Origin of the sequence: Shewanella sp. Actino-trap-3, assembly GCF_002836275.1 — a bacterium.
Classification (GTDB): domain Bacteria; phylum Pseudomonadota; class Gammaproteobacteria; order Enterobacterales; family Shewanellaceae; genus Shewanella; species Shewanella psychromarinicola.
Genome location: NZ_PJCE01000001.1, coordinates 104852 through 125664 on the forward strand (window position 1 = coordinate 104852; position 20813 = coordinate 125664).

Annotated in this window: 18 protein-coding genes and 2 tRNA genes; 14 read left to right on the top strand and 6 right to left on the bottom strand. The window is 41.1% G+C overall.

The window, feature by feature from the left end; all coding sequences use genetic code 11:
• Positions 1 to 11 precede the first annotated feature (11 nt).
• Entirely contained in the window at positions 12 to 2801 is a 2790-nt protein-coding gene (locus CXF80_RS00530) for an insulinase family protein (RefSeq protein WP_101030246.1), read from the bottom strand.
• Positions 2802 to 2989: 188 nt separating this feature from the next.
• On the opposite strand from CXF80_RS00530, the gene sixA reads away from it, so the two are divergent.
• Positions 2990 to 3463 carry a phosphohistidine phosphatase SixA gene (sixA, locus tag CXF80_RS00535; RefSeq protein ID WP_101030247.1) on the top strand — a complete coding sequence of 158 codons (474 nt, stop codon included), beginning with the start codon at positions 2990 to 2992 and terminating at the stop codon, positions 3461 to 3463.
• Between the two features lie 88 nt (positions 3464 to 3551).
• Here the strand turns inward: sixA and smrB are convergent, their stop codons facing one another.
• Positions 3552 to 4079, bottom strand: coding sequence for an endonuclease SmrB (gene smrB, locus CXF80_RS00540; protein WP_101030248.1), 528 nt, complete (start codon positions 4077 to 4079; stop codon positions 3552 to 3554).
• Positions 4080 to 4158: 79 nt separating this feature from the next.
• Between smrB and prmB the strand changes: the two genes are divergently transcribed.
• From prmB to CXF80_RS19990, 8 genes are all read left to right on the top strand, one after another.
• Entirely contained in the window at positions 4159 to 5103 is a 945-nt protein-coding gene (gene prmB, locus CXF80_RS00545; RefSeq protein WP_101030249.1) for a 50S ribosomal protein L3 N(5)-glutamine methyltransferase, read from the top strand.
• A 68-nt stretch (positions 5104 to 5171) separates the two neighbouring features.
• A complete protein-coding gene (gene aroC, locus CXF80_RS00550; protein WP_101030250.1) occupies positions 5172 to 6266 on the top strand; it encodes a chorismate synthase in 1095 nt (364 codons plus the stop codon).
• Positions 6266 to 7447 carry an MFS transporter gene (locus CXF80_RS00555; protein ID WP_101030251.1) on the top strand — a complete coding sequence of 394 codons (1182 nt, stop codon included), beginning with the start codon at positions 6266 to 6268 and terminating at the stop codon, positions 7445 to 7447. The genes aroC and CXF80_RS00555 overlap by 1 nt, the downstream gene beginning before the upstream one ends.
• Before the next feature lie 36 nt (positions 7448 to 7483).
• A complete protein-coding gene (locus CXF80_RS00560; RefSeq protein ID WP_101030252.1) occupies positions 7484 to 8620 on the top strand; it encodes an ATP-NAD kinase family protein in 1137 nt (378 codons plus the stop codon).
• A gap of 3 nt (positions 8621 to 8623) precedes the next feature.
• Positions 8624 to 8902, top strand: coding sequence for a YfcL family protein (locus CXF80_RS00565; RefSeq protein ID WP_101030253.1), 279 nt, complete (start codon positions 8624 to 8626; stop codon positions 8900 to 8902).
• Between the two features lie 22 nt (positions 8903 to 8924).
• A complete protein-coding gene (locus tag CXF80_RS00570) occupies positions 8925 to 9464 on the top strand; it encodes an RNA methyltransferase (protein WP_101030254.1) in 540 nt (179 codons plus the stop codon).
• A gap of 426 nt (positions 9465 to 9890) precedes the next feature.
• A complete protein-coding gene (locus CXF80_RS00575) occupies positions 9891 to 10262 on the top strand; it encodes a rhodanese-like domain-containing protein (RefSeq protein WP_101030255.1) in 372 nt (123 codons plus the stop codon).
• Positions 10263 to 10278: 16 nt separating this feature from the next.
• Positions 10279 to 10422 carry a hypothetical protein gene (locus tag CXF80_RS19990; RefSeq protein WP_157822159.1) on the top strand — a complete coding sequence of 48 codons (144 nt, stop codon included), beginning with the start codon at positions 10279 to 10281 and terminating at the stop codon, positions 10420 to 10422.
• A 624-nt stretch (positions 10423 to 11046) separates the two neighbouring features.
• Here CXF80_RS19990 and CXF80_RS00580 read toward each other — a convergent pair.
• Together CXF80_RS00580 and CXF80_RS00585 are read right to left on the bottom strand one after the other, a co-directional pair.
• Positions 11047 to 11122 (bottom strand) — tRNA-Met (locus tag CXF80_RS00580).
• Between the two features lie 45 nt (positions 11123 to 11167).
• A tRNA-Met gene (locus CXF80_RS00585) sits at positions 11168 to 11243 on the bottom strand.
• A gap of 294 nt (positions 11244 to 11537) precedes the next feature.
• Between CXF80_RS00585 and rlmKL the strand changes: the two genes are divergently transcribed.
• The 5 genes from rlmKL to rmf all read left to right on the top strand — a co-directional run bounded on the left by rlmKL (position 11538) and on the right by rmf (position 18141).
• On the top strand, positions 11538 to 13676 hold the full coding sequence (gene rlmKL, locus CXF80_RS00590) for a bifunctional 23S rRNA (guanine(2069)-N(7))-methyltransferase RlmK/23S rRNA (guanine(2445)-N(2))-methyltransferase RlmL (protein ID WP_101030256.1): 2139 nt from the start codon (positions 11538 to 11540) through the stop codon (positions 13674 to 13676).
• Positions 13663 to 13899 (top strand): glutaredoxin family protein, encoded by a 237-nt coding sequence (locus CXF80_RS00595; protein WP_101030257.1) that lies wholly within the window; start codon positions 13663 to 13665, stop codon positions 13897 to 13899. Before rlmKL ends, CXF80_RS00595 begins: the two co-directional genes overlap by 14 nt.
• Before the next feature lies 1 nt (position 13900).
• A complete protein-coding gene (locus CXF80_RS00600; RefSeq protein WP_101030258.1) occupies positions 13901 to 15817 on the top strand; it encodes an ABC transporter ATP-binding protein in 1917 nt (638 codons plus the stop codon).
• 25 nt (positions 15818 to 15842) lie between these two features.
• Positions 15843 to 17732: a DUF3466 family protein gene (locus CXF80_RS00605; protein ID WP_101030259.1), complete on the top strand. Its 1890-nt coding sequence runs from the start codon at positions 15843 to 15845 to the stop codon at positions 17730 to 17732.
• 232 nt (positions 17733 to 17964) lie between these two features.
• Positions 17965 to 18141, top strand: a complete 177-nt coding sequence (rmf, locus tag CXF80_RS00610) for a ribosome modulation factor (RefSeq protein WP_101030260.1) — start codon at positions 17965 to 17967, stop codon at positions 18139 to 18141.
• Between the two features lie 102 nt (positions 18142 to 18243).
• Here the strand turns inward: rmf and fabA are convergent, their stop codons facing one another.
• Together fabA and CXF80_RS00620 are read right to left on the bottom strand one after the other, a co-directional pair.
• Positions 18244 to 18759 carry a bifunctional 3-hydroxydecanoyl-ACP dehydratase/trans-2-decenoyl-ACP isomerase gene (gene fabA / locus CXF80_RS00615; RefSeq protein ID WP_101030261.1) on the bottom strand — a complete coding sequence of 172 codons (516 nt, stop codon included), beginning with the start codon at positions 18757 to 18759 and terminating at the stop codon, positions 18244 to 18246.
• A gap of 75 nt (positions 18760 to 18834) precedes the next feature.
• Positions 18835 to 20574 carry an AAA family ATPase gene (locus tag CXF80_RS00620; protein ID WP_101034626.1) on the bottom strand — a complete coding sequence of 580 codons (1740 nt, stop codon included), beginning with the start codon at positions 20572 to 20574 and terminating at the stop codon, positions 18835 to 18837.
• Positions 20575 to 20813: the final 239 nt, after the last annotated feature.

The window sequence follows — 20813 nt, forward strand, 5'->3', positions numbered from 1 at the left end:
GTAGACATTTACTAAAACTTAAATTTATCCGTCTGTTGTTTAAACGTTTTTAAGTCTACAATCATATTATTTGAACGCAGGCTCGCTTGACTGTGATGTTGTTTACCGCTGTTAAACAGGACTAAGCGGTCACAATCTTTACTGCGCATGTGAGCCACCATAAACTTAATCAAATCTGCTCTTGTGAGCTTTTCTACTTCAGCCACGACCATCTCACGTTGATTAAATTCATAATCACGGTTTCCTAAGCTCACCCAATAGCGTTGGCTGCGTGTTTTTAGGTTAGTATCGTGCTCCATTATTTGACCTATCATGCCTCGTTTAGTACTTTCCCATTGTTGATTGGTTATTTGCATCACGGCATAATTAAAGTCGGCGATGAACTCATCTATGGCTTCGAGTAGTTGTCTTGGACCTGTAGTGGGGGATTGAACATAGAAAATCATCCCTGGATGTCGGTTTAATGGCAAGTAGCCTGTTCCTACCATGTAGCCTAATTGTTGTTTAGTGCGTAACTCATGGAAAAAGGTTGATGACATTGTATGGTTTAGTAGGCTAAATAATGCCATACGATCAGGTGTTGCCATACGAGACTGATAGTAAACAATAATCGCGCTGTCTTGGTGATCCATGGTTTTTTCGCGAAGCAATGAGCCTCTTTTATCGAGATTGATAAGTTCGCGAGATGCTTCAGCGCTTGGCTTTGTTACCAAAGATAATAAATGCTGCAAACGCTTGGCGAGTAGCTGAGCTTCTTCAACGAGCCAATCCCCGAAAACTAATCCTTCAAGATAAATCTTTTTGTAAAATGCGCTAACATGATTATGCAAATCATCAAGGGTCAGTAGCGTGAGTTCTTCAGCCATTGTTGTCGGTTCAAAACTGCTTTTTTGTAGTGTGACCGTTAAGCTGGTAAATAATTGTGATATTGGCTTAGCTTGAGCAACATTATTCCAACTGCGTAATATCTGTTTTTTAATCATGTTAAAGCGCTGCTCGGTAAAATTACGCTCGCGTGCTTTTTTGATTATTAAGGTTAATAGCTTTTCTTGGTTACCAGTAAAGCCGGTTAAATGGAGGGTAATGCCCCCTTGGTGGGGGTAGATATTGTAGTTAAGGCCAGCAACCTCTGCTTGATATGTTGGTTCTGTCAGGTAATCGATAAGCATTTCGACGTACAGTCTTGTTAATGCTGCCTGTCTTGGCGTTGAGCTAGCTTGATCGGAATCTAATGATAAGTATAAATGCCCTTTAGGGACATTGAACTCATCATCTTTTTTATGCCAAATACGGTAACCTTCACCTTCAGCAACAATAGTGGGTACTGGTGTATTACTTTTGTTTGCTCGAGCTTGTGGATCCGAGACAATAAACGGATTTTTTTCAGGTAGTTTAAGATCTTCTCTTATTGAAACCGTAGACCATTTTTTTATTTGTTGAGCTTGTAATGGCCTAACTTGGTAAGGGGTGTCGTACCATTGGGCTTGATTATCGACCTGAGACTCTTTTGCTACCGTGAGGAGACGCATATTGGTCGCCGACATCAATGAAAGGAGGTGTTTTGTTTCATCCTCAAGCATCTCATCCATGCGATAGTCGCCATAAATAATGTTTTCAATATCGTAATGGTGCATGTTGATGCTGAGATGACTCGCTAAATCCAAGGTTTTGATCTGTTCTTGGAAACGAAAGGCAGTATCAAGTAGATTGGCACGTTCTTGGTAACGCCATGCTTGAACACCTTGTTGCTTTATCAGTTCGATATATTCAAAGACACAAGAGACCACTTCATTTAGTTCAGTAAATCCCTTGTCGGTTAGCTGTATGCTGATCGAATAATCTTTGAAATTGTAGCCATTTATGCCACCGCCAGCAGATAAATGGTTGGCTAATCCGTGTCCTTTTAAATAAGACAATAAACTCCCCGGACTTTCATTACCGAGTAAGTGGCTAATAAAGGTGAGAGGTTTACGTTTATAAAATTGGTCTATCTCTGGGAGTGAAAAGCAAATACTGAGTCGTTTTTGATCTTTCAACGGTACAATTTGTATATGTGTTTGTTGCTGAACCTCGGTTATCAGTGCTTCAGAAGGATAGTGTTTACTTACATTTCTATTGAGTATTTTTGAAAAATATTGTCTAACGATGGTGTCGAGTTCTGCGATAGGACGAGGCGCTACAACGCACAACGTCATAATATTAGCACTGTAATGTTGCTGATAAAAAGCCAGCAGTTCATCCCGAATGTCTGCTTGTTTACCTGCTAATGTCGCTTGGTTACCCACAGAGAATTTTGAAAACGGATGTTTTGGGTTAACGGTTTCTTTTTGAACTTGGTAGACTCGACGAATGTCATCTTTTAATTTTAAACTAAACTCCGATTCTATTGCCTGCCTTTCTCTATCCACTAACTCTAAATCAAACTTGGGAGCAATGAAAAATTGACTAAACCGGTCTAACGAACCTTCTAAAGCTTCTGCATTAATGCTATAAAAAAAGTTAGTTTGTTCTGTGCCTGTCCACGCATTATTGTTTCCACCATGTTGATTAATATAAGCATGGTATTCACCTGAGTCTGGATATTTTTCTGTGCCTAAAAACAACATATGCTCAAGAAAATGCGCCATACCAGGCCGTTCAACGGGATCGTCAAAATGACCAACACTGACAGCCATTGACGCTGCAGCTTGATTCGATTGCATATCTTCAACCAATAATACTCGAAGTTGATTGTCTAACACTCGATATTGGTACTGACGATGATCATTTTGGCTTTTATAAACTGCTGGAAATTCAGGCAAGAGGAGACTCCAGAAAAGATAACTTGTTATATATTGATCTTGTTATTACTTTTTAGCAAATTACCTTGGCTTGTTTTATTCGATTATCGACTAAAGTTTATCGAAATAAGCTCAATTCTAGGTTTGTTGTTGCGCTGATTAACGCTACAATTGGCTAAGAATGATAATAAAAACATCACGAGAGAAGTATGCAGCTATTTTTGATGCGCCATGGTGAAGCGGGTTTTGATGCACCGTCAGACAGGGAACGAAAGTTAACTGATATTGGCCGTATTCACACAGGTTTTATGGCTAATTGGTTAGCAAAACAGGTTAGCCATTTTGATTTGGTTATTGTGAGTCCTTATTTACGTGCACAACAAACATGGCAAGAAGTCAGTAAACACCTATCCGATCCCCGTAAGTGGTTAGTGCTTGATGATGTCACTCCCTCTGGAGATGCCAAAATGACTGTTGATATTGTGCTTGCTTATGCAGAGCAATATAAAGCGGATAATGTATTGGTTATTGCACATATGCCTATTTTAGGCTTTATGGTTAGTGAACTTGTGGCAGGTATTGAGCCACCGTTGTTTGCTACGTCTGCGGTGGCTCACATTGACATGCATGGCCAGCACTCTAGTTTTGTGGCTATGACTGCACCACATCAAGTTATTGTGTAATGGCAATATTGGTTGTAATCATGTGTACTCATAAAAAGGTAAGTCAGCACTTACCTTTACTAACACTTTTTGCGCTTATTACCTCGAATTAACGTCGGTGAGGTTGCTCACCAATATCAATTAATACCAATAACGCTGCATCGCCACCCCATTCTTTTGGCGCTTGATGGAATGCTTTTACGTTTGGATGTTGCGCTAACCACATTGGTGTTTGCTGCTTTAAAATCCCCATACCATAGCCGTGCATGACACAACAACATATTGTGCTTTGCTTAACGCATGCCTGGATAAGTGCTGCTAATTCAAGTTTGGCTTCAGCTTGACGCATCCCGTGTAAATCAAGCAGTAGGTCAGGTGAATAGTCACCACGTCTTAAACGTTTTAATTCAAGCTTATCTGTATTGGCATTAATCCAACGCATAGGACCATTAATCGGCAGAAGCGGCTGATATGTATCCGAAAAATAACTGTCAACATGGATCTGACGTTCTTTTATTTCGAACTGTTGTTTGGGTTTGACAGGCTGTTTAAAGTAGTGGGTATCTTGTTTTAGTGGTTTGATACCATCGATTAATGTACTAAACAGCGATAAGTCTACATAATTATTGTCTTTCATCGGCGTATTGTATTGAATTTTAGGTCATCTTAATAGACATCAGTTACAATAGCTGAGAAGAATTTTTAAGGAGTGTGTTTTGGATAAGATCTTTGTAGATGAAGCTGTCACTGAGTTACGTACCATAGCTGATATGTTGCGTTGGGCTGTCAGTCGTTTTAATGATGCTAACATTTATTATGGCCACGGAACGGATAATGCCTGGGACGAAGCGATTGCATTGGTTTTTGATGCTCTACATTTACCCGAAGAAATCGGCCAGCAGGTTATTTTAAGTAATTTAACCAGTAGCGAAAAACACAAAATCGTTGAATTGATTATTCGCCGTGTACGTGAACGTTTACCGGTTCCGTATTTGACCAATAAAGCCAATTTTGCCGGACTCGAATTTTATGTTGATGAGCGCGTACTTGTACCACGCTCACCGATAGCAGAAATGATCAATTATAAATTTAGCCCTTGGTTATATAATAAACCTGTTAATCGCATTATGGATTTATGTACCGGCAGTGCTTGTATTGCCATTGCTTGTGCCTATGCGTTTGAAGATGCTGAAGTTGACGCCTTAGATATTAGTGAAGATGCACTTGAAGTGGCCCAGATTAATGTTGAGTCTTTGGGTGTGTTAGAACGTGTTTTCCCGATTCAATCCGATTTATTTTCGGCGATCCCGAAAGGTCCTCATTACGATTTAATTGTATCTAACCCTCCATATGTTGATGCTGAAGATATTGGCGATATGCCTCAAGAGTATCATCATGAACCTGAGATTGGGTTAGCGTCTGGTAATGATGGCTTAGATTTAACCAAACGCATTCTGGCGAATGCGGCAGATTATTTGACCGAAACCGGTTTACTTGTGGTTGAGGTGGGTAATTCAATGGTGCATTTGATTGAGCAATATCCTGATATGCCGTTTACTTGGGTTGATTTTGAATTTGGCGGTGATGGTGTGTTTGTATTAACTCGTGATCAGCTAGTTGAAAATGAAACACTTTTCGCCATCTACAAAGATGGTGAATAATCGCGATAACATTAGCGACAAAAATAGCACTCAATAACGTGAATAATTAATAGAGGTAGTTAACGCGCATGTCAGGAAATAGTATTGGCCAAAACTTTGTTGTGACAACATTTGGTGAAAGCCATGGTGTTGCTCTAGGTTGTATCATTGATGGTTGTCCTCCAGGGCTTGAGTTAACCGTTGAAGATATGCAACGTGATTTAGACCGTCGTCGTCCTGGCACGTCACGCTACACTACTGCCCGGCGTGAAGCCGATGAAGTGAGAATTCTGTCAGGCGTCTTTGAAGGTAAAACCACTGGCACCTCTATTGGTTTGTTGATTGATAATACCGATCAACGCAGCCAAGACTATTCCGACATAAAAGACACGTTCCGTCCTGGTCATGCCGATTATACCTATCAGCAAAAGTATGGCATGCGTGATTACCGTGGCGGCGGTCGCTCGTCTGCGCGTGAAACCGCAATGCGCGTTGCTGCCGGTGCGGTTGCTAAAAAATACCTTAAACAAGTTCATGGCATTGAAATCCACGGCTATCTTGCTCAATTAGGGCCAATTTGCGCCGAGACCATCGATTTAACTCAAATTGAACAAAATGCATTTTTCTTTCCTGATGCCAGTAAATTACAAGCATTGGACGAGTATATGCGTGGTTTACGTAAATCTGGTGATTCGATTGGTGCCAAGATAACTGTGGTGGCAACTGGCGTACCTGTGGGGTTAGGTGAACCAGTATTTGATCGCCTCGATGCTGACATTGCCCATGCACTAATGGGCATTAATGCAGTGAAGGGCGTTGAAGTGGGCGATGGCTTTGGGGTTGTCACTCAAAAAGGCTCTGAAGGTCGCGACTTAATGTCACCACAAGGATTTGCGTCGAACCATGCTGGCGGAGTTCTGGGGGGGATTTCATCCGGTCAACCTGTTGTGGCTCATATTGCGCTAAAGCCGACCTCAAGCATTAGTGTGCCTGGTCAAAGCATGACAGTACAAGGTGAAACGATTGAGATGATCACCAAAGGTCGTCATGATCCTTGTGTCGGAATTCGTGCCGTACCCATTGCTGAAGCGATGCTTGCTATCGTGTTAATGGATCATTTATTAAGACATCGTGCTCAAAACCACGATGTGACCAGCCAAACGCCCGTTATCGGAATGCGCTAATGTCCTCAGTTATATGTCCTGAGCCGGATTTACGCTGGCTCAGTGCTTGTTATTTCTTTTTCTTTTCTATTCTTGGCATCATGGTCCCCTATTTGGGGGTTTTCTTTGACAGTCGAGGCTTCAATGCCCAAGAGATAGGTTTTTTGTTGGCGATATTAATGGCTACTCGCATTGTCGCACCTAATGTGTGGGCGGCGGTTGCTGATCGAACTGGCATGCGTTCAGAACTGATTAAATTAGGTTCTTGTGCCGCGGCGATCACCTATATCAGTTTTTTCTTTGATGGCAGCTTTGTCTATTTAGCGATTAGTCTGGCGATATACACGTTTTTTTGGAATGCGATTTTAGCTCAGCTAGAAGTGATTACCTTAGAAACGCTAGGTGACAAAGCTGAGCGTTATGGCGCTATTCGCAGTTGGGGCAGTGTGGGTTATATCGTGTTGGTGATCAGTGGTGGTCTTGCCATTGATTATTGGGGCCCTGAAGTGTTGCCCTATATGGGCATGATATTGTTTTTAGGTTTGTTTGCGTGTTCGTTACCTTTGCCTGCTAACCGCAGCGTTGTCGTCAATAAGTCCGAACGACCTAAGCTCAAGCTTGATGCCTCATTAGTGTGGTTTATGTTGTCTGCAATGTTACTCCAGATGAGTGTCGGACCATTTTATGGCTTTTTTGTATTGTATCTAAAACAGGTTGGCTACTCTGAGACCATCGCGGGTTTGCTGGTTGCCTTAGGCGTTCTAGCCGAAATCGTTATCTTCTTTTATTCATCTCGCCTTATTCGCCAATACGGTATCCGAGTATTACTCGTGGTGAGTATTTTACTGACGGTTATTCGCTGGCTACTTTTAGCCTTTGGCGTTGAATACGTTTCATTATTGATAATCAGCCAATTATTGCATGCATTTACCTTTGGTTTAGTGCATGCGGCCTCAATCCATTTTATTCATCGACACTTTAATGTCAGTCATCGCAGCACAGGACAAGCATTATATGCCAGTGTCAGTTTTGGTGTGGGCGGCGCATTAGGCACATGGATAAGTGGCATTATTTGGGGGGATGGTAGTCAAATTATGTGGGTTTGGATATTTGCAGCAGGTTGTGCTTTTTTATCAATGCTTGCGGTTATGATGATCCCAAATATTAATGGCGCAGCATCCGCAAACGCACTACAAAGTTAATCTCAAATTGTGTTGTCGCAACAGCAAGGAGTCGACGTGAAACGTTTTCGCTTAGGGGTAATTATTAATCCACTGGCAGGATTAGGTGGGAGTGTCGGTTTAAAAGGCTCTGATGGTGTTGCTAATGATGCCATTGCCAAAGGAGCCATACCTAAAGCGCAGCAGCGGATGCAACAAGCCTTAGCGGTAGTGCTACCTTTTGCTGACACGATTGATATTATCACTGCATCGGGCGACATGGGTGCAGATTTGTGTCGTCAAATGGGGTTTCAAACAGATGTTGTGTATACCTGTAGTGCAACGACATCTTCGCTAGATACCCAGCAAGCGGTAACTTATTTACTTGAACAACAGTTAGATTTACTGCTTTTTGCGGGGGGGGATGGCACGGCTCGCGATATTTCTGCCGTGGTTGAAGACAAGCTACCTGTATTAGGCGTTCCTGCCGGAGTCAAAATTCATTCAGGTGTTTATGGCATTACGCCTCATGCTTCAGGGCTCGTGGTGAGCATGTTGTTAAAAGGTGAGTTAGTCAGTTTAATGTCTGCCGATGTAATGGATATTGATGAAGTTGCGTTTAGGCAAGGCACTGTCAGAGCCAAACGCTTTGGCGAAATGATGGTTCCTGCTGAGCCTAGATATATTCAAGCGGTAAAAATGGGTGGCAAAGAAGTTGATGAACTCGTGTTAGCTGATATTGCCGCTGACATTATCGAGTCAATGGAAGATGAGCTTTATATCATGGGTTCAGGTAGTACCGTTGCGGCGGTTATGGAAGACTTAGGCATTGATAATACCTTGTTGGGTGTCGATGTCATTCAACATAAAGCGCTAATTGCCAGCGATGTTACTGCTAAGCAATTACTTGAACTCACAAATGATACAGAATCTTGTCCTGCTAAATTGGTGATAACCTTAATTGGTGGTCAAGGTCACATATTGGGCCGCGGTAACCAACAATTATCGCCAGAATTAATAAAACGCATAGGAAAAGACAATATTTTAATCTTAGCCACAAAAACTAAGCTTAAAGCACTTGAAGGCAGGCCATTAATTGTGGATAGTGGCGACCCTGAATTAGACAAAGCACTCACAGGCTATTACAAAATAGTCACTGGCTACCATGATTACGTGATGTACCAGGTTGCCAACCCAGATTTAGTGGAGAACTAAACCATGTTAGAACTGTACGATGCCGCATTAGAGTCTTGGATGGAAGACAGTGTTAGCAATAGCGACGATGATGCATTATTTGCGTGTGGGTATTTACAAGGTCACATAGCGGTAGTATTAGCCGAATTAGAAGTGGAAACAGAACAAGATCTACCAGCTCTGGATCTCAAGTTGGTGAAATGCTTAGCCTTGGCAAATGAAGAGTTAGAAGAACACGATTTTTCATTAGTAGAAGCTGCATGGCTGCAATTACGTCAACGTATTGTGGTTCAAGCGGCATAACCGGAAAAGATTAATCTGCTTTATGGCAAATATTCAAACGAGAGTGACAATTGGATTAGTTAATCCTAAAACCCCAGTCAATGTCGGTGGCATCATGCGTGCTGCAGGCTGTTATCGGGTCGATAATGTTTGCTATACCGGTAAACGTTACGAATTGGCCGCTAAGTCGGGTGATGCTCAATACGATGTGGACACTAAAGATGCTGCAAAGCGCATTCCTTTGGTCGGCGTCGAGTCATTACTCGATAGCGTGCCTGACGGAGCAACGATTGTGTGTGTTGATCTCGTCGTTGGGGCAACGCCATTGCCTTTATTTACTCATCCCGAAAATGCATTTTATATTTTTGGTCCAGAAGACGGCACTATTCCTCAGCAATTGATTGATGCAGCAACCGCGGTAGTTTACGTACCAACCGTTGGCTGCATGAATTTAGCCGCATCAGTGAATGTACTGCTTTATGATCGCCTTGCAAAAATGACCCAAATGGATGCTGGTGATGAGCTGATTAGACAAAGCCGCGATAATAACAATCGAACCAAAGTGAAGCATTGGTTAAAGTAATTTTCCTGAGAATACAATAAATGCCGGATGAGAAATCATCCGGCATTTTTATTTAAGCGTTTTAAGGTAAAAATTCACTGACGCTAAGGGTTACCAAGTCACATAGACAAAGCAGCGGTGTTTATTGGCCTTGTTAATTGATTGACATGATATTAAGCGCAATAGCATAAACATGCCAAATAGAAACTCGAGAACGTGGTTATTTGCTAATGTTAGATTTTTAGACGCGGTTTAAATGTGGAACATTCATTGATAAAATCTTGAATTATGAACTTAAGTGGTAGAAGTTGTGTGTAGGAAAACAACCGTCGAAGCGCCCTTAAATGCGAATAGTGAGGTTTGTGCTAAAGGTCAAGTAACCGTCATTAGATTGATGACTTCGTAAGACTTAATGGTTCAGAATGAAGCCTTTTTAGGAATATATAGATGTCGATATTAACGAGTTTATCTCAGTGGTTACCGTTTGGAAATGTGTCAGAAATGAACGCCGAAGAGGTGTATAAGCGTCTTAAGACAAATGATATTCAGATTGTAGATGTACGATCGAAAATGGAATGGAATAAGTCACATATCGAAGGCTCGTTAAATCTGCCCATAACAAAGCTTTCAATTGACACGATAAAACAGCTTGATCTATCACAAGAAATAACCACCGTCGTGATATGTCTATCAGCCCATCGTAGCATCCCAGGCGTTAGAAAACTTAACCAGTTCGGGTTTGAGGATGTTTATCAACTTGAGGGAGGAATGCTTAGCTGGTGGCAGTCAAAGTTGCCAACATCAACTATGACACATTAGGGCAGAGAGACTAAGTATGACGTTAATATTTTTGCATGGTTCAGGCTGTACTCGTGTTGTCTGGGAGCAGCAACTGTTTTGCTTTAATAATTGCTTAGCACTTAACTTACTGGATCACCCTGAAGGTAATGCGTTAAATAACGTGAGTGATCTCGCATAGTGGTGGGTCATTTACACTAAATAGACAAACCTGTTAGATGTGGTATTAATCTTTGAGGTACGCTCCTTTTCTACAAGATCATTTACCTAATGCTGAGATAGTGATTATTGCAGCTGGAATACACATAATCTTCGCTGAACAGCCATATTTAGTCAACAACAAGATTCAGGGATTTCTAGTAAGCCTCTAAAAAGTATGAGTATTGAGTCAGATGAGATATTAACTGCTGTGTTTTGCTCTAAGCATGAACATTCATAGTGATTTTGATTAGATAAATAAAGCGAGCAGATTAAAAGTCAGGAAAATGACTGTAGGAGTTGGATTGCTTACTTCTGATACGTACGAACTTCGCCAGTGGGTTATGAATAGCTGAGCCCGACGAGATATTAACTGCTTTTTATAACTAAATGGATTATAAAATACATTAATTTAAAATAAGTTAGGTAAAGCTAGGAGGTTTTAAAAAGAGGAATAACGATAAAAATGGTTGCGGGAGTAGGACTTGATAAAAAACTACAACCTTCGACTCTTTATTTATAAAAAGCTGAGCCCGACGATCTAGCAATTGTTCCATTATGCATCTGACAACGCTATCAATTATTTTAATTCTATTGACTAAAGAAATGGTTGCGGGAGTAGGACTTGAACCTACGACCTTCGGGTTATGAGCCCGACGAGCTACCAACTGCTCCATCCCGCGTCCGATAAACGCTATCAATTGTTTTTATTCTATTGATTAAAGAAATGGTTGCGGGAGTAGGACTTGAACCTACGACCTTCGGGTTATGAGCCCGACGAGCTACCAACTGCTCCATCCCGCGTCCGATAAATACTGCTTCAATCTGTCATGTTAAACTTGCTAGTTAGCGCGTTTAACTGTCTGCTTCAAAGCGGGGCGAACTATAGCGATCCCCGTTTATATTTGCAAGTAAAATCTAGGGGTAGTCTTTTATTTGCTGGTAAAATAAGCGAGTCACTGCTTTATCGTACGATATTGAGAAATTAACCCTAAAATAAGCGAATTTTGCAGCCCATTTCGATAAGTCATTGGGGTTATGTGTTTGTGCAGGTATAATGTTGCACTGAATTTTGCGTAACCGATGACTGACTAATACATGTTTAATTTTTTTGCTGCAGCCCCAAAGGGGTTCGAATATAGCCTTGCTTCTGAACTTAAAGAGTTTGGCGCAACCGACGTTAAAGAAAGTGTTGCTGGAGTGTATTTTTGTGCTCCACTAGAACTGGCTTATCGAATTACATTATGGACTCGCCTAGCGAGTCGTATCGTATTAGTGATCTATAAAGGAGCTTGTGATTCTGCTGAGCAACTTTATAACGCAGCATACTGTATTGATTGGCCATCGCATTTTTCCCATAAAAAAACCTTCAGTATTGATTTTCATGGCACGGGTGGTTTTATTAATAACACTCAATTTGGTGCGCTGAAAATTAAAGATGCTGTTGTTGATCGCTTTCGCGATGATGGTACAGCGCGTCCGGATGTTGAACGTGTTAATCCAGATTTTAAAATTGATGCTCATTACCGTAATGGTCAACTAACTATTTCAATGAATTTCTCTGGCGCTTCATTACATCAACGCGGATACCGTTCAACAACAGGTGAGGCACCATTAAAAGAAAACCTTGCTGCCAATATGTTGGTACGTAGTGGCTGGCAAGCAAATCCAATTACTGTGCTTGACCCATTTTGTGGTAGCGGTACGATATTGATTGAAGCTGCATTAATGGCTGCAGACATTGCTCCTGGACTTAAACGTGAAAAATTTGGTTTTGAAAATTGGCAGAGCCACAATAAAGCCATGTGGCAGGTTATTTTTGACGAAGCTCAAGCGCGTGCAACCTTGGGTAAAACACGTTGTAAACTCAAATTTTACGGATCAGACATAGCACCGCACTTGATTTCTATTGCTCAACGTAATGCTGAAAATGCTGGCGTAGCTGAATTAATTGAATTTAGTGTTTCAGATGCGCTGGATGTGATGCCTCCCGTAAGTGAAGGCTTTTTAATTTCGAACCCACCCTATGGTGAGCGTTTGGGAAATGTCACTGAACTTTTACAACTCTATTACCAGTTAGGTGATAAGTTTAAGAAAGAGTTTGGTGGCTGGAAAATTGCCATGTTATGTAGCGACATAGAGCTGATTTCATCGCTTAAATTAAAAGCGGATAAGCAAATGAAAATGTTCAACGGTGCATTAGAATGTGCTTTTAACATTTATACCTTACACGCAAACAGCACTCGTCGAGATGTGCCTGTATTGCCAGAAGGTGCTGATATTACTGATATCGCCCCAGCATTTGCTAATCGTATTAAAAAGAATATTAAACAGTTTGAAAAATGGGCTAAAAAAGAGCGCATCGACAGTTACCGTTTATATGATGCAGATTTACCAGAGTATAACGTTGCGATTGATAAGTATGTCGATTATGTGGTTATTCAAGAGTATTCAGCTCCAGCAACCATTCCAGAAGCAGTGACTAAACGTCGTCTTAGTGACGTGCTATTAGCATTGCCAGGCGCATTAGGTATCCATCCCGATCGCATTACCTTAAAAACCCGCGAACGTCAGAAAGGAGCCAATCAGTATCAAAAGATTGACGAGCGTAAATTGGAAGTTATCACTCAAGAATATGGTGCTAAATTCAAGCTTAACTTAACCGGTTATTTAGATACTGGTTTGTTCCTTGATCATCGTGTTACACGTAAATTGGTCGGTGATAAATCAAAGGGCAAAAATGTCCTTAACTTATTCGCTTATACTGGTTCTGCATCTGTACATGCTGCGATTGGCGGGGCTAAATCGGTCACTACAATCGACATGTCTAATACCTACATCAATTGGGCTAAAGAAAACTTCGCCTTAAATGGATTGTCTGGTAAGCAATATGACTTTATTCAAGCAGACTGCTTACAGTGGATTAAAGACAACAGTCAACAGAAGTTTGACCTTATTTTTATTGATCCTCCTACGTTTTCAAATTCAAAACGCATGGAAGACAGTTGGGATGTACAACGGGATCATGCAGAGATGTTAGGCGGATTAATTAAACTACTGTCTCCAAATGGCGAACTTGTTTTTTCAAATAACAAGCGTAAATTTAAAATGGATATCGAAACGTTGAACCAAGCGGGTATCGACGTGACTAATATCGACCATCTATGTTTACCGCTGGATTATAAACGTAATCCACATATCCATAATGTGTGGCTACTGACTCATGCAAAAAAATAGTGCAGTAGCTTATGTGCTTTATCACACAGAGGGTTGCCATCTGTGTGATATAGCCCAAGCACTGGTTGAGCAAACCGCAATACATTATCAGCACATCGATATTTGTGATAACGCATCACTTACAGAGCGTTATAGCATGAGCATTCCTGTATTTGTACAGGGAGAGCGTGAGTTATTCTGGCCTTTCGATGCCGCACAATTACAAGAATTTTTAGGAGTTTAGATTGAGTCTGGTACGGATTAATAATGGCTCGTTAGCCTACGGTTACATTCCTTTGCTGCTAAATGCAGACTTTACCATTGAACCTGGTGAGCGCGTGTGTATCGTCGGTCGTAACGGCGCCGGTAAATCAAGTTTAATGAAAGTGCTATCAGGTGATGTATTACTTGATGATGGTGAGTTTAATATTACAAATGACGTTAATGTTAGTCGTTTACAACAAGACCCACCTAAAGCAGAAACCGGAACTGTTTACGCTTATATCGCGGCGGGTCTTAAAGAAATTGGTGAAGCTTTAGAAAAGTATCATCAATTATCTCATGATGTTGCAGAAGCTAATCCTGAGCAGATGGATCGTATGCTCAATCAAATGCAGCGTCTGCAAGAAGTGTTAGATCACAATGACGGTTGGCAATTAGATTCGCGTATTATTCAAAACTGTCAGTTATTAGGCTTAGATCCCGATCAGCCATTGAATGAGTTGTCTGGCGGTTGGCAGCGTAAAGTGGCATTAGCTCGCGCACTCGTTGTTAACCCTGATTTACTGCTGCTTGACGAACCTACTAACCATTTAGATATCGATACCATTGAGTGGTTAGAGCAATTCTTATTAAGCTTTAAAGGCGCAATCGTGTTTGTAAGCCATGACCGTGGCTTTATTCAACGAATGGCAACACGTATTGTCGATTTAGATCGTGGTGTGGTCATTTCGTTTCCAGGTAACTACCAAGCATATTTAGATGGTAAGCAAGAATGGTTACGGGTAGAAGCCGAGAAAAACGCTCATTTCGATAAAAAACTTGCTGATGAAGAAACCTGGATCCGTCAGGGTGTTAAGGCTCGTCGTACTCGAAATGAAGGTCGTGTTCGAGCGCTAAAAGCATTACGAACTGAACGTAGCGAGCGTTTAAATCGTCTAGGTAACGCCAAAATGGCCGTGTCTGACGCCGATCGTTCTGGAAAGTTAGTCTTTGATATTAAAGATATTAACTATAATTTACCGGATAAAAATTTAGTTAAAAACTTCAGTACTACGGTAATGCGTGGCGATCGTATAGCATTAATTGGTCCAAACGGTTGTGGTAAATCGACATTAATCAAACTGTTGATTGAAAAGTTACAACCTCAGTCTGGCGAAATTAAAGTCGGCACTAAGTTAGACGTTGCCTATTTTGACCAGTATCGTGAAGCGCTTGATCCTGAGAAAACTGTAGAAGAAAACGTGGGTGAGGGTAAAAGTACCGTCACTATTAATGGCCAAGATCGTCATATTCTGAGTTATCTACAAGATTTCTTGTTTTCACCCATGCGTGCCCGTACGCCGGTCAAAGCACTTTCTGGTGGTGAAAAGAATCGTTTGTTATTGGCGAGATTATTATTACGTCCAGCAAATCTAATTATTCTAGATGAACCAACAAACGATCTTGATATTGAGACCCTAGAGTTGTTAGAGTCACTACTTGCTGATTTTGAAGGCACATTACTCATAGTCAGTCACGATAGAGCATTTATTGACAATACTGTTACCAGTAGCTGGTGGTTTGCAGGTAATGGTCAGTGGGCCGAATATGTTGGTGGTTATCAAGATGCGGTGGCTCAAGGCGCAAAATTTTATTCTGAGGAACCAGTTGCCAGTAATGTTGTCCAACCTGCAGCAGTGGTTGAAACAAAGTCTGTAAACATCCCTGAGAAAACAGTCAAAAAACTGTCTTATAAATTGCAACAAGAATTAGATACGCTTCCGGGCCAAATGGAACAGCTCGAGCAAGAAATTGCGCAAATGCAGTTAGCCGTAGGTGGTGCTGATTTTTATAATCAACCGCAGGATTCGGTTAATAAAGCACTGCAGTTGTTGGCAGAAAAAGAACAAAATTTAGACGTTTGCTTTGAGCGATGGGAAGAGCTTGAGTCACTGAAGTAAAGCATAATAAAACAGGAATAGTTACATGAAGTTAAAGTTTGATAAAGCCTTATCCCTTGTTGCGATAGGTGTATTAAGTGTCATTGGAACAGTTCAAGCTGCGCCAGTATATGAGATTGTTAATATTGAAGATTTCAACCTAAATGGCACCATTAACGGTACACGTAATGGCTATGCCATGGCGGTGAACAGTGAAGATGAAGTTGTCGGTATTTCAAAAGGTAAAAAGAAACTTAGCACCGAAGACATTGAAGGCGGCATCATTGATGTTGAAGATGGTATTTCTGATGCAGAAGAAATTACCTATTCAGTATTAAAGCCAATAGAAGCAAATAACTTCACCGTCACTACCAGTGCAAATGCCGCTGAAGGCGCTTGGAAACCTTCATTTTATAGCCTAGCTGGTACGACTAATCCTACTGACGAAGACAGTAATGGTGAAGTCATTGTTAATTCAATTGATAGCTTCTTCTATGGCCTTAACAGTAATGGCACTAAAGTAGGTGCTTATACTGGCGTAGAAAAAACCTTAGCTTATGAAGGAACCAGTACCACCCAAGAGCTTTGGTATTATCGTGATTTTGAACTGCGCGCTATCGCAGTGAAAGATGACGTCGAATATTCATTGCTTCCTCCTTACACTACCTATGAACGTCTACAAGACGGTGATACTAGCGCTGCGACCGTTGAGTTAGGCGGTTCATCAGTAGCAGCGGACGTAAACGATAATAACCTTGTTGTCGGTTATGGTAGTACCGCATTAGTGTCATCAAGTGTTAAATATGTAGATAGCTGTATTACAAGCGCAGAAGACACCGATGCAGATAATCCTACGCCACTCGCTGTTTGTATTCAAGATTCTCAGTATCCAGACACTAACAGCCGTCGTGACATTCTTTATCAAACACGCGCTTTAGTGTGGGATTTAAATAATATTGATGTTGATGGTGTACCTGAGCGGACTCAATTACCGTTAGGCTTAACCCCTGCAGCAAATTCGACGCTAATTTATACTGCCCAAGCATTGGGTGTGAACAGTAACGGTGATGTTGCTGGACGCTCTCATGTTTATCGTGATGATAATACCGATAAATTATATTTTGATGCTGCTTACTGGAAAAAGAATGCCAACGGTGAATATCAATATAATTGGGTAGATATGGATGACGACGTCACTAGCTCTATCGCATATGATATTAACAATGATGGTATGTTAGTGGGCAGTTATCGCAAATATATTGGTGGTTATTTACGTGATAAATTCTTCACGTTAGATACCAATAATCCAGAACAAGGAATTGTTACGCCGAATGACTTCCAAACCACATTGTCGGATTTAAGTAGCAAACCTAAAGATATCAATAATAAAGGTCAAGTTGTCGGTTATATTGAATCCACTTACGACAAAGAAACGCCTCGTCCAAAAGTGGGGTTCTTATTTGACAATAACACCAGTGAGTTTGTTAATTTAAATGATCGCCTTACCTGCGGTTCTAAAGGCTACGAACAGAATACTGATGGAGAGTGGGCTCGTCATCAAGTGAGTATTCAAGACGGCACCGGTGAAATTCTAAACTACAACACCGACATTCAAGTCGTTGAAGCTAATAATATTAATGAAGACGGCACTATCGTAGGTACGGCGTTTATTCGTAAACCACAATATCAAACAGATGCCATTACTGGTAATGTGCTTGTCGGTGAAAATAACCTACCGTTATTTGAACTAGACGGTAACGGCGACCCAGTGACAGCGTATTTGCCGCGAATGGTGATTTTGAAGCCAACTTCTGGTGAAGCGTGTACCACATCGGATGCCGTTGAAGAAGAGGCTTATGTACGCAAAGGTGCGGCCAGTTTTGCTTGGTTATTCACCTTGCCATTATTATGGTTACGTCGCCGAGTGAAAAAATAGGCTTACGGTAATCACAGTCATCTAGCACCTCAAACATGGGGTAGTCTAGAAACACAGAAAATCGAGGATAAATTCCTCGATTTTTTTTAACTTAATTCTCAATACTTTAATAAAAAAGCATTGAAATGAGGTTATTTTTAATTGATTTTGGTCGAAAAACGTTCTATTCCTATGTTTAAGGCTTCAGCTTCATCATGTCAAACAGAAGCCTGTCACTGAAGAGGACGTATGCATGAAAAGACAGAAAAGAGATCGTTTAGACAGAGCATTTTCAAAAGGATTTCAAGCCGGAGTAGGAGGGCGTTCTAAGGAGATTTGTCCCCATTCGAATCTGGATTCACGGTCTCAATGGTTAGGCGGGTGGCGTGAAGGTATTGATGGCCGTCTTAATGGCCTATTTAATAAGTAACACTTAACTTAACGAGCAACACTTAACAAAATGCCCTCACGACGAATGTCGGAGGGCATTGAATAACGTAAATTAACGCTGTCACCACATAAGCGAGTGTATTTAGAATGTTGATGTGTCGCTGAAAATACCCACTTTTAAATCAGTTGCTGAATATATTTGACGGCCATCGACTTCCATCGTGGCATCTGCAATACCCATCACCAGTTTGCGGTGAATCTTACGTTTAATATTAAGCTTGTAAGTGACTTTCTTTGCATCGGGCAAAACTTGTCCGGTAAATTTCACGTCACCGACACCTAATGCACGACCTTTCCCTTCAGCGCCTTCCCAGCCTAGGAAGAAACCGACAAGTTGCCACATCGCATCCAGGCCTAAACAACCAGGCATTACTGGGTCAGTGATAAAGTGACAATCAAAAAACCAAAGATCTGGGGTGATATCGAGTTCGGCAACAATTTCACCTTTACCATATACACCGCCATCTTGATTAATGGTAATGATACGATCAATCATCAACATATTGTCGACAGGTAAACGTGGTCTATTTGGCCCTAAAAGGTTGCCATGACCACATGCGACAAGTTGCTCTTTAGTGAAACTATTAGCTTTTTCCATTTAAATCGGTACCACTTAATTGATTGATAATCCCAATAAGATAGCGAACACGTGTAAGCTAAACAACTCCGATCACTAAATAATCCGTAATCGAGCTAACAATTTAGCAAAAAAGTTCAATTCCACGTCGTCATCATCTTGTCCTGCTAATTTATCTAAACGCTGTTGTACTAATCCGTACAGCGTATTTTCAGCAAAGTCGTTCTCTTCATTGGCGACTCCAGCAGGCATTTGCATCAGTAGTTCAACCGCTTGATCCATATGCTCAATAGCATGGATATGAAATAATCCTGTATCAATGGCTTCAATTACAACAGGTTCGAGATTAAGCTGTAATACATTGGCTTTAGGCATAATAACACCTTGTTCACCTGTTAAGCCCCGACGTTGACATAAATTAAAGAAACCTTCAATTTTTTCATTCACACCACCAATAGCTTGTACATTGCCAAACTGATCTAATGCGCCCGTTACCGCTAAACTTTGGATAATGGGCTGTTCTGCTATGGCAGACATTAAACAGCAATACTCAGCGAGTGAAGCGCTATCACCGTCGATTTCTTGATAAGACTGCTCAAACACAATATTAGCATTGAGATGTAGAGGCGCATCACGGCCAAAAATACGGTACAAGCAAGCCGAGAGGATCATCATGCCTTTTGCATGAATATTTCCACCCAGCTCTGATTTACGTTCAATATCTGCTACTTCACCGTCACCGTAATGAACAGACGAGGTAATTCTTGCTGGTTCACCGTAGGTATAATCGCCTGTATCTATAACAGTCAGGGCATTAATTTGGCCTACCATAGCGCCTTTAGTGGGCAGATTTATAAAATTGTCATCAAAACTTTGAGCCGAATATACTTCAGAGCTATTGTGACGGAACTTTAATTTTTCGAGTGCTTTCGCTATCGCAGAAGCATTTAATACAGATTGACCAGAATAAGCTTTTGCTTGTCCTAATAGCTGCCTAAACTCCAACATACTTAAGCTCAAACGTTGCTGATGTTCAACCAAACGAGAGCTATACCAAAATAACGGTAATAAACTTGATAGCTCTAACTCAACCGATTCAGCATGGGCAAGAACGTTCAGCCACTGCACATATGAAGATTCAGGATGCTGTGTCAAATCGACTTCATTGCTCATTTCAGCCAGTAACGGGAAGTGACGATTAAAGTTGCGATCTTCAACACGAAGCTGACTATACGATAACCCAGAGCCCACAAGCACAATCTTACAATTAAGTGGGATCGGGGTTAACTCATTATTGATACGATAAAAACCATCATGGATAATTTGCATCAACAAATCCCACAAGCTTTCACGCTGCCATAATGACGTTAAGCAAATAAACACAAAATGATTTGTCGCCAATGCACCAGGTTTATACACGCTGGATTTATCCGTTTTAATCATTTTCCCGAGCAGATCTGCCCGGCGAATCGTTCCTTGTAAATAACAACAAAGCGACTCTTGTTTGGCAATAATACCCACATGTTCAGGGGGGAGTGTTTGCTGCCATTTAAACTGAATATCTCCATCTTCTTGCGGCTTTTTAGTGGCAACAAGGTAATGGTTTGAAGGCGTATTCGCTTGGGTAACCAACGCATCGATAAATAGTGGTCTATCGACACCCAAAAAATCAGCAAGAAATAAATGTTGCGAATCAATTTTACTCATTAGTTTGAAGGTATCAACAACGCGTTCTTGGCCAAGTAATATATGACTTGGAAAAAAAGCTGAAGTCGATGGATCAGGTAAATGATATTGAGGAGCGAGTTTGGCACTAGGCAGTAACGTTGAATTCATATAGTGGTAATTTAGCTGCGACAACGAGAAATAATGCAATGATATTAGCATAAAGCGCCGTAAAGCCTTAGCAGATTCCACCCTTAGAGGTCATCTCATGATTATTGAGGTGATTTCAGTCTACAAAAGTCACCCAACGGACCTCGGCGATATTAAATAATGCTTCAATGATGACAAAAATATGAACATGCTGATTAAATGCTATGCATTCAGATGTTTTTTTTAAATTTATGGTTTAC

Excerpts from the sequence above, each read along its gene's own strand:
- sixA (WP_101030247.1), top strand. The coding sequence starts at position 2,990 with ATGCAGCTATTTTTGATGCGCCATGGTGAAGCGGGTTTTGATGCACCG.
- smrB (WP_101030248.1), bottom strand. The coding sequence starts at position 4,079 with ATGAAAGACAATAATTATGTAGACTTATCGCTGTTTAGTACATTAATC.
- aroC (WP_101030250.1), top strand. The coding sequence starts at position 5,172 with ATGTCAGGAAATAGTATTGGCCAAAACTTTGTTGTGACAACATTTGGT.
- CXF80_RS00555 (WP_101030251.1), top strand. The coding sequence starts at position 6,266 with ATGTCCTCAGTTATATGTCCTGAGCCGGATTTACGCTGGCTCAGTGCT.
- CXF80_RS00565 (WP_101030253.1), top strand. The coding sequence starts at position 8,624 with ATGTTAGAACTGTACGATGCCGCATTAGAGTCTTGGATGGAAGACAGT.
- CXF80_RS00570 (WP_101030254.1), top strand. The coding sequence starts at position 8,925 with ATGGCAAATATTCAAACGAGAGTGACAATTGGATTAGTTAATCCTAAA.
- CXF80_RS00575 (WP_101030255.1), top strand. The coding sequence starts at position 9,891 with ATGTCGATATTAACGAGTTTATCTCAGTGGTTACCGTTTGGAAATGTG.
- CXF80_RS19990 (WP_157822159.1), top strand. The coding sequence starts at position 10,279 with ATGACGTTAATATTTTTGCATGGTTCAGGCTGTACTCGTGTTGTCTGG.
- rlmKL (WP_101030256.1), top strand. The coding sequence starts at position 11,538 with ATGTTTAATTTTTTTGCTGCAGCCCCAAAGGGGTTCGAATATAGCCTT.
- CXF80_RS00595 (WP_101030257.1), top strand. The coding sequence starts at position 13,663 with ATGCAAAAAAATAGTGCAGTAGCTTATGTGCTTTATCACACAGAGGGT.
- CXF80_RS00605 (WP_101030259.1), top strand. The coding sequence starts at position 15,843 with ATGAAGTTAAAGTTTGATAAAGCCTTATCCCTTGTTGCGATAGGTGTA.
- rmf (WP_101030260.1), top strand. The coding sequence starts at position 17,965 with ATGAAAAGACAGAAAAGAGATCGTTTAGACAGAGCATTTTCAAAAGGA.
- fabA (WP_101030261.1), bottom strand. The coding sequence starts at position 18,759 with ATGGAAAAAGCTAATAGTTTCACTAAAGAGCAACTTGTCGCATGTGGT.
- CXF80_RS00620 (WP_101034626.1), bottom strand. The coding sequence starts at position 20,574 with ATGAATTCAACGTTACTGCCTAGTGCCAAACTCGCTCCTCAATATCAT.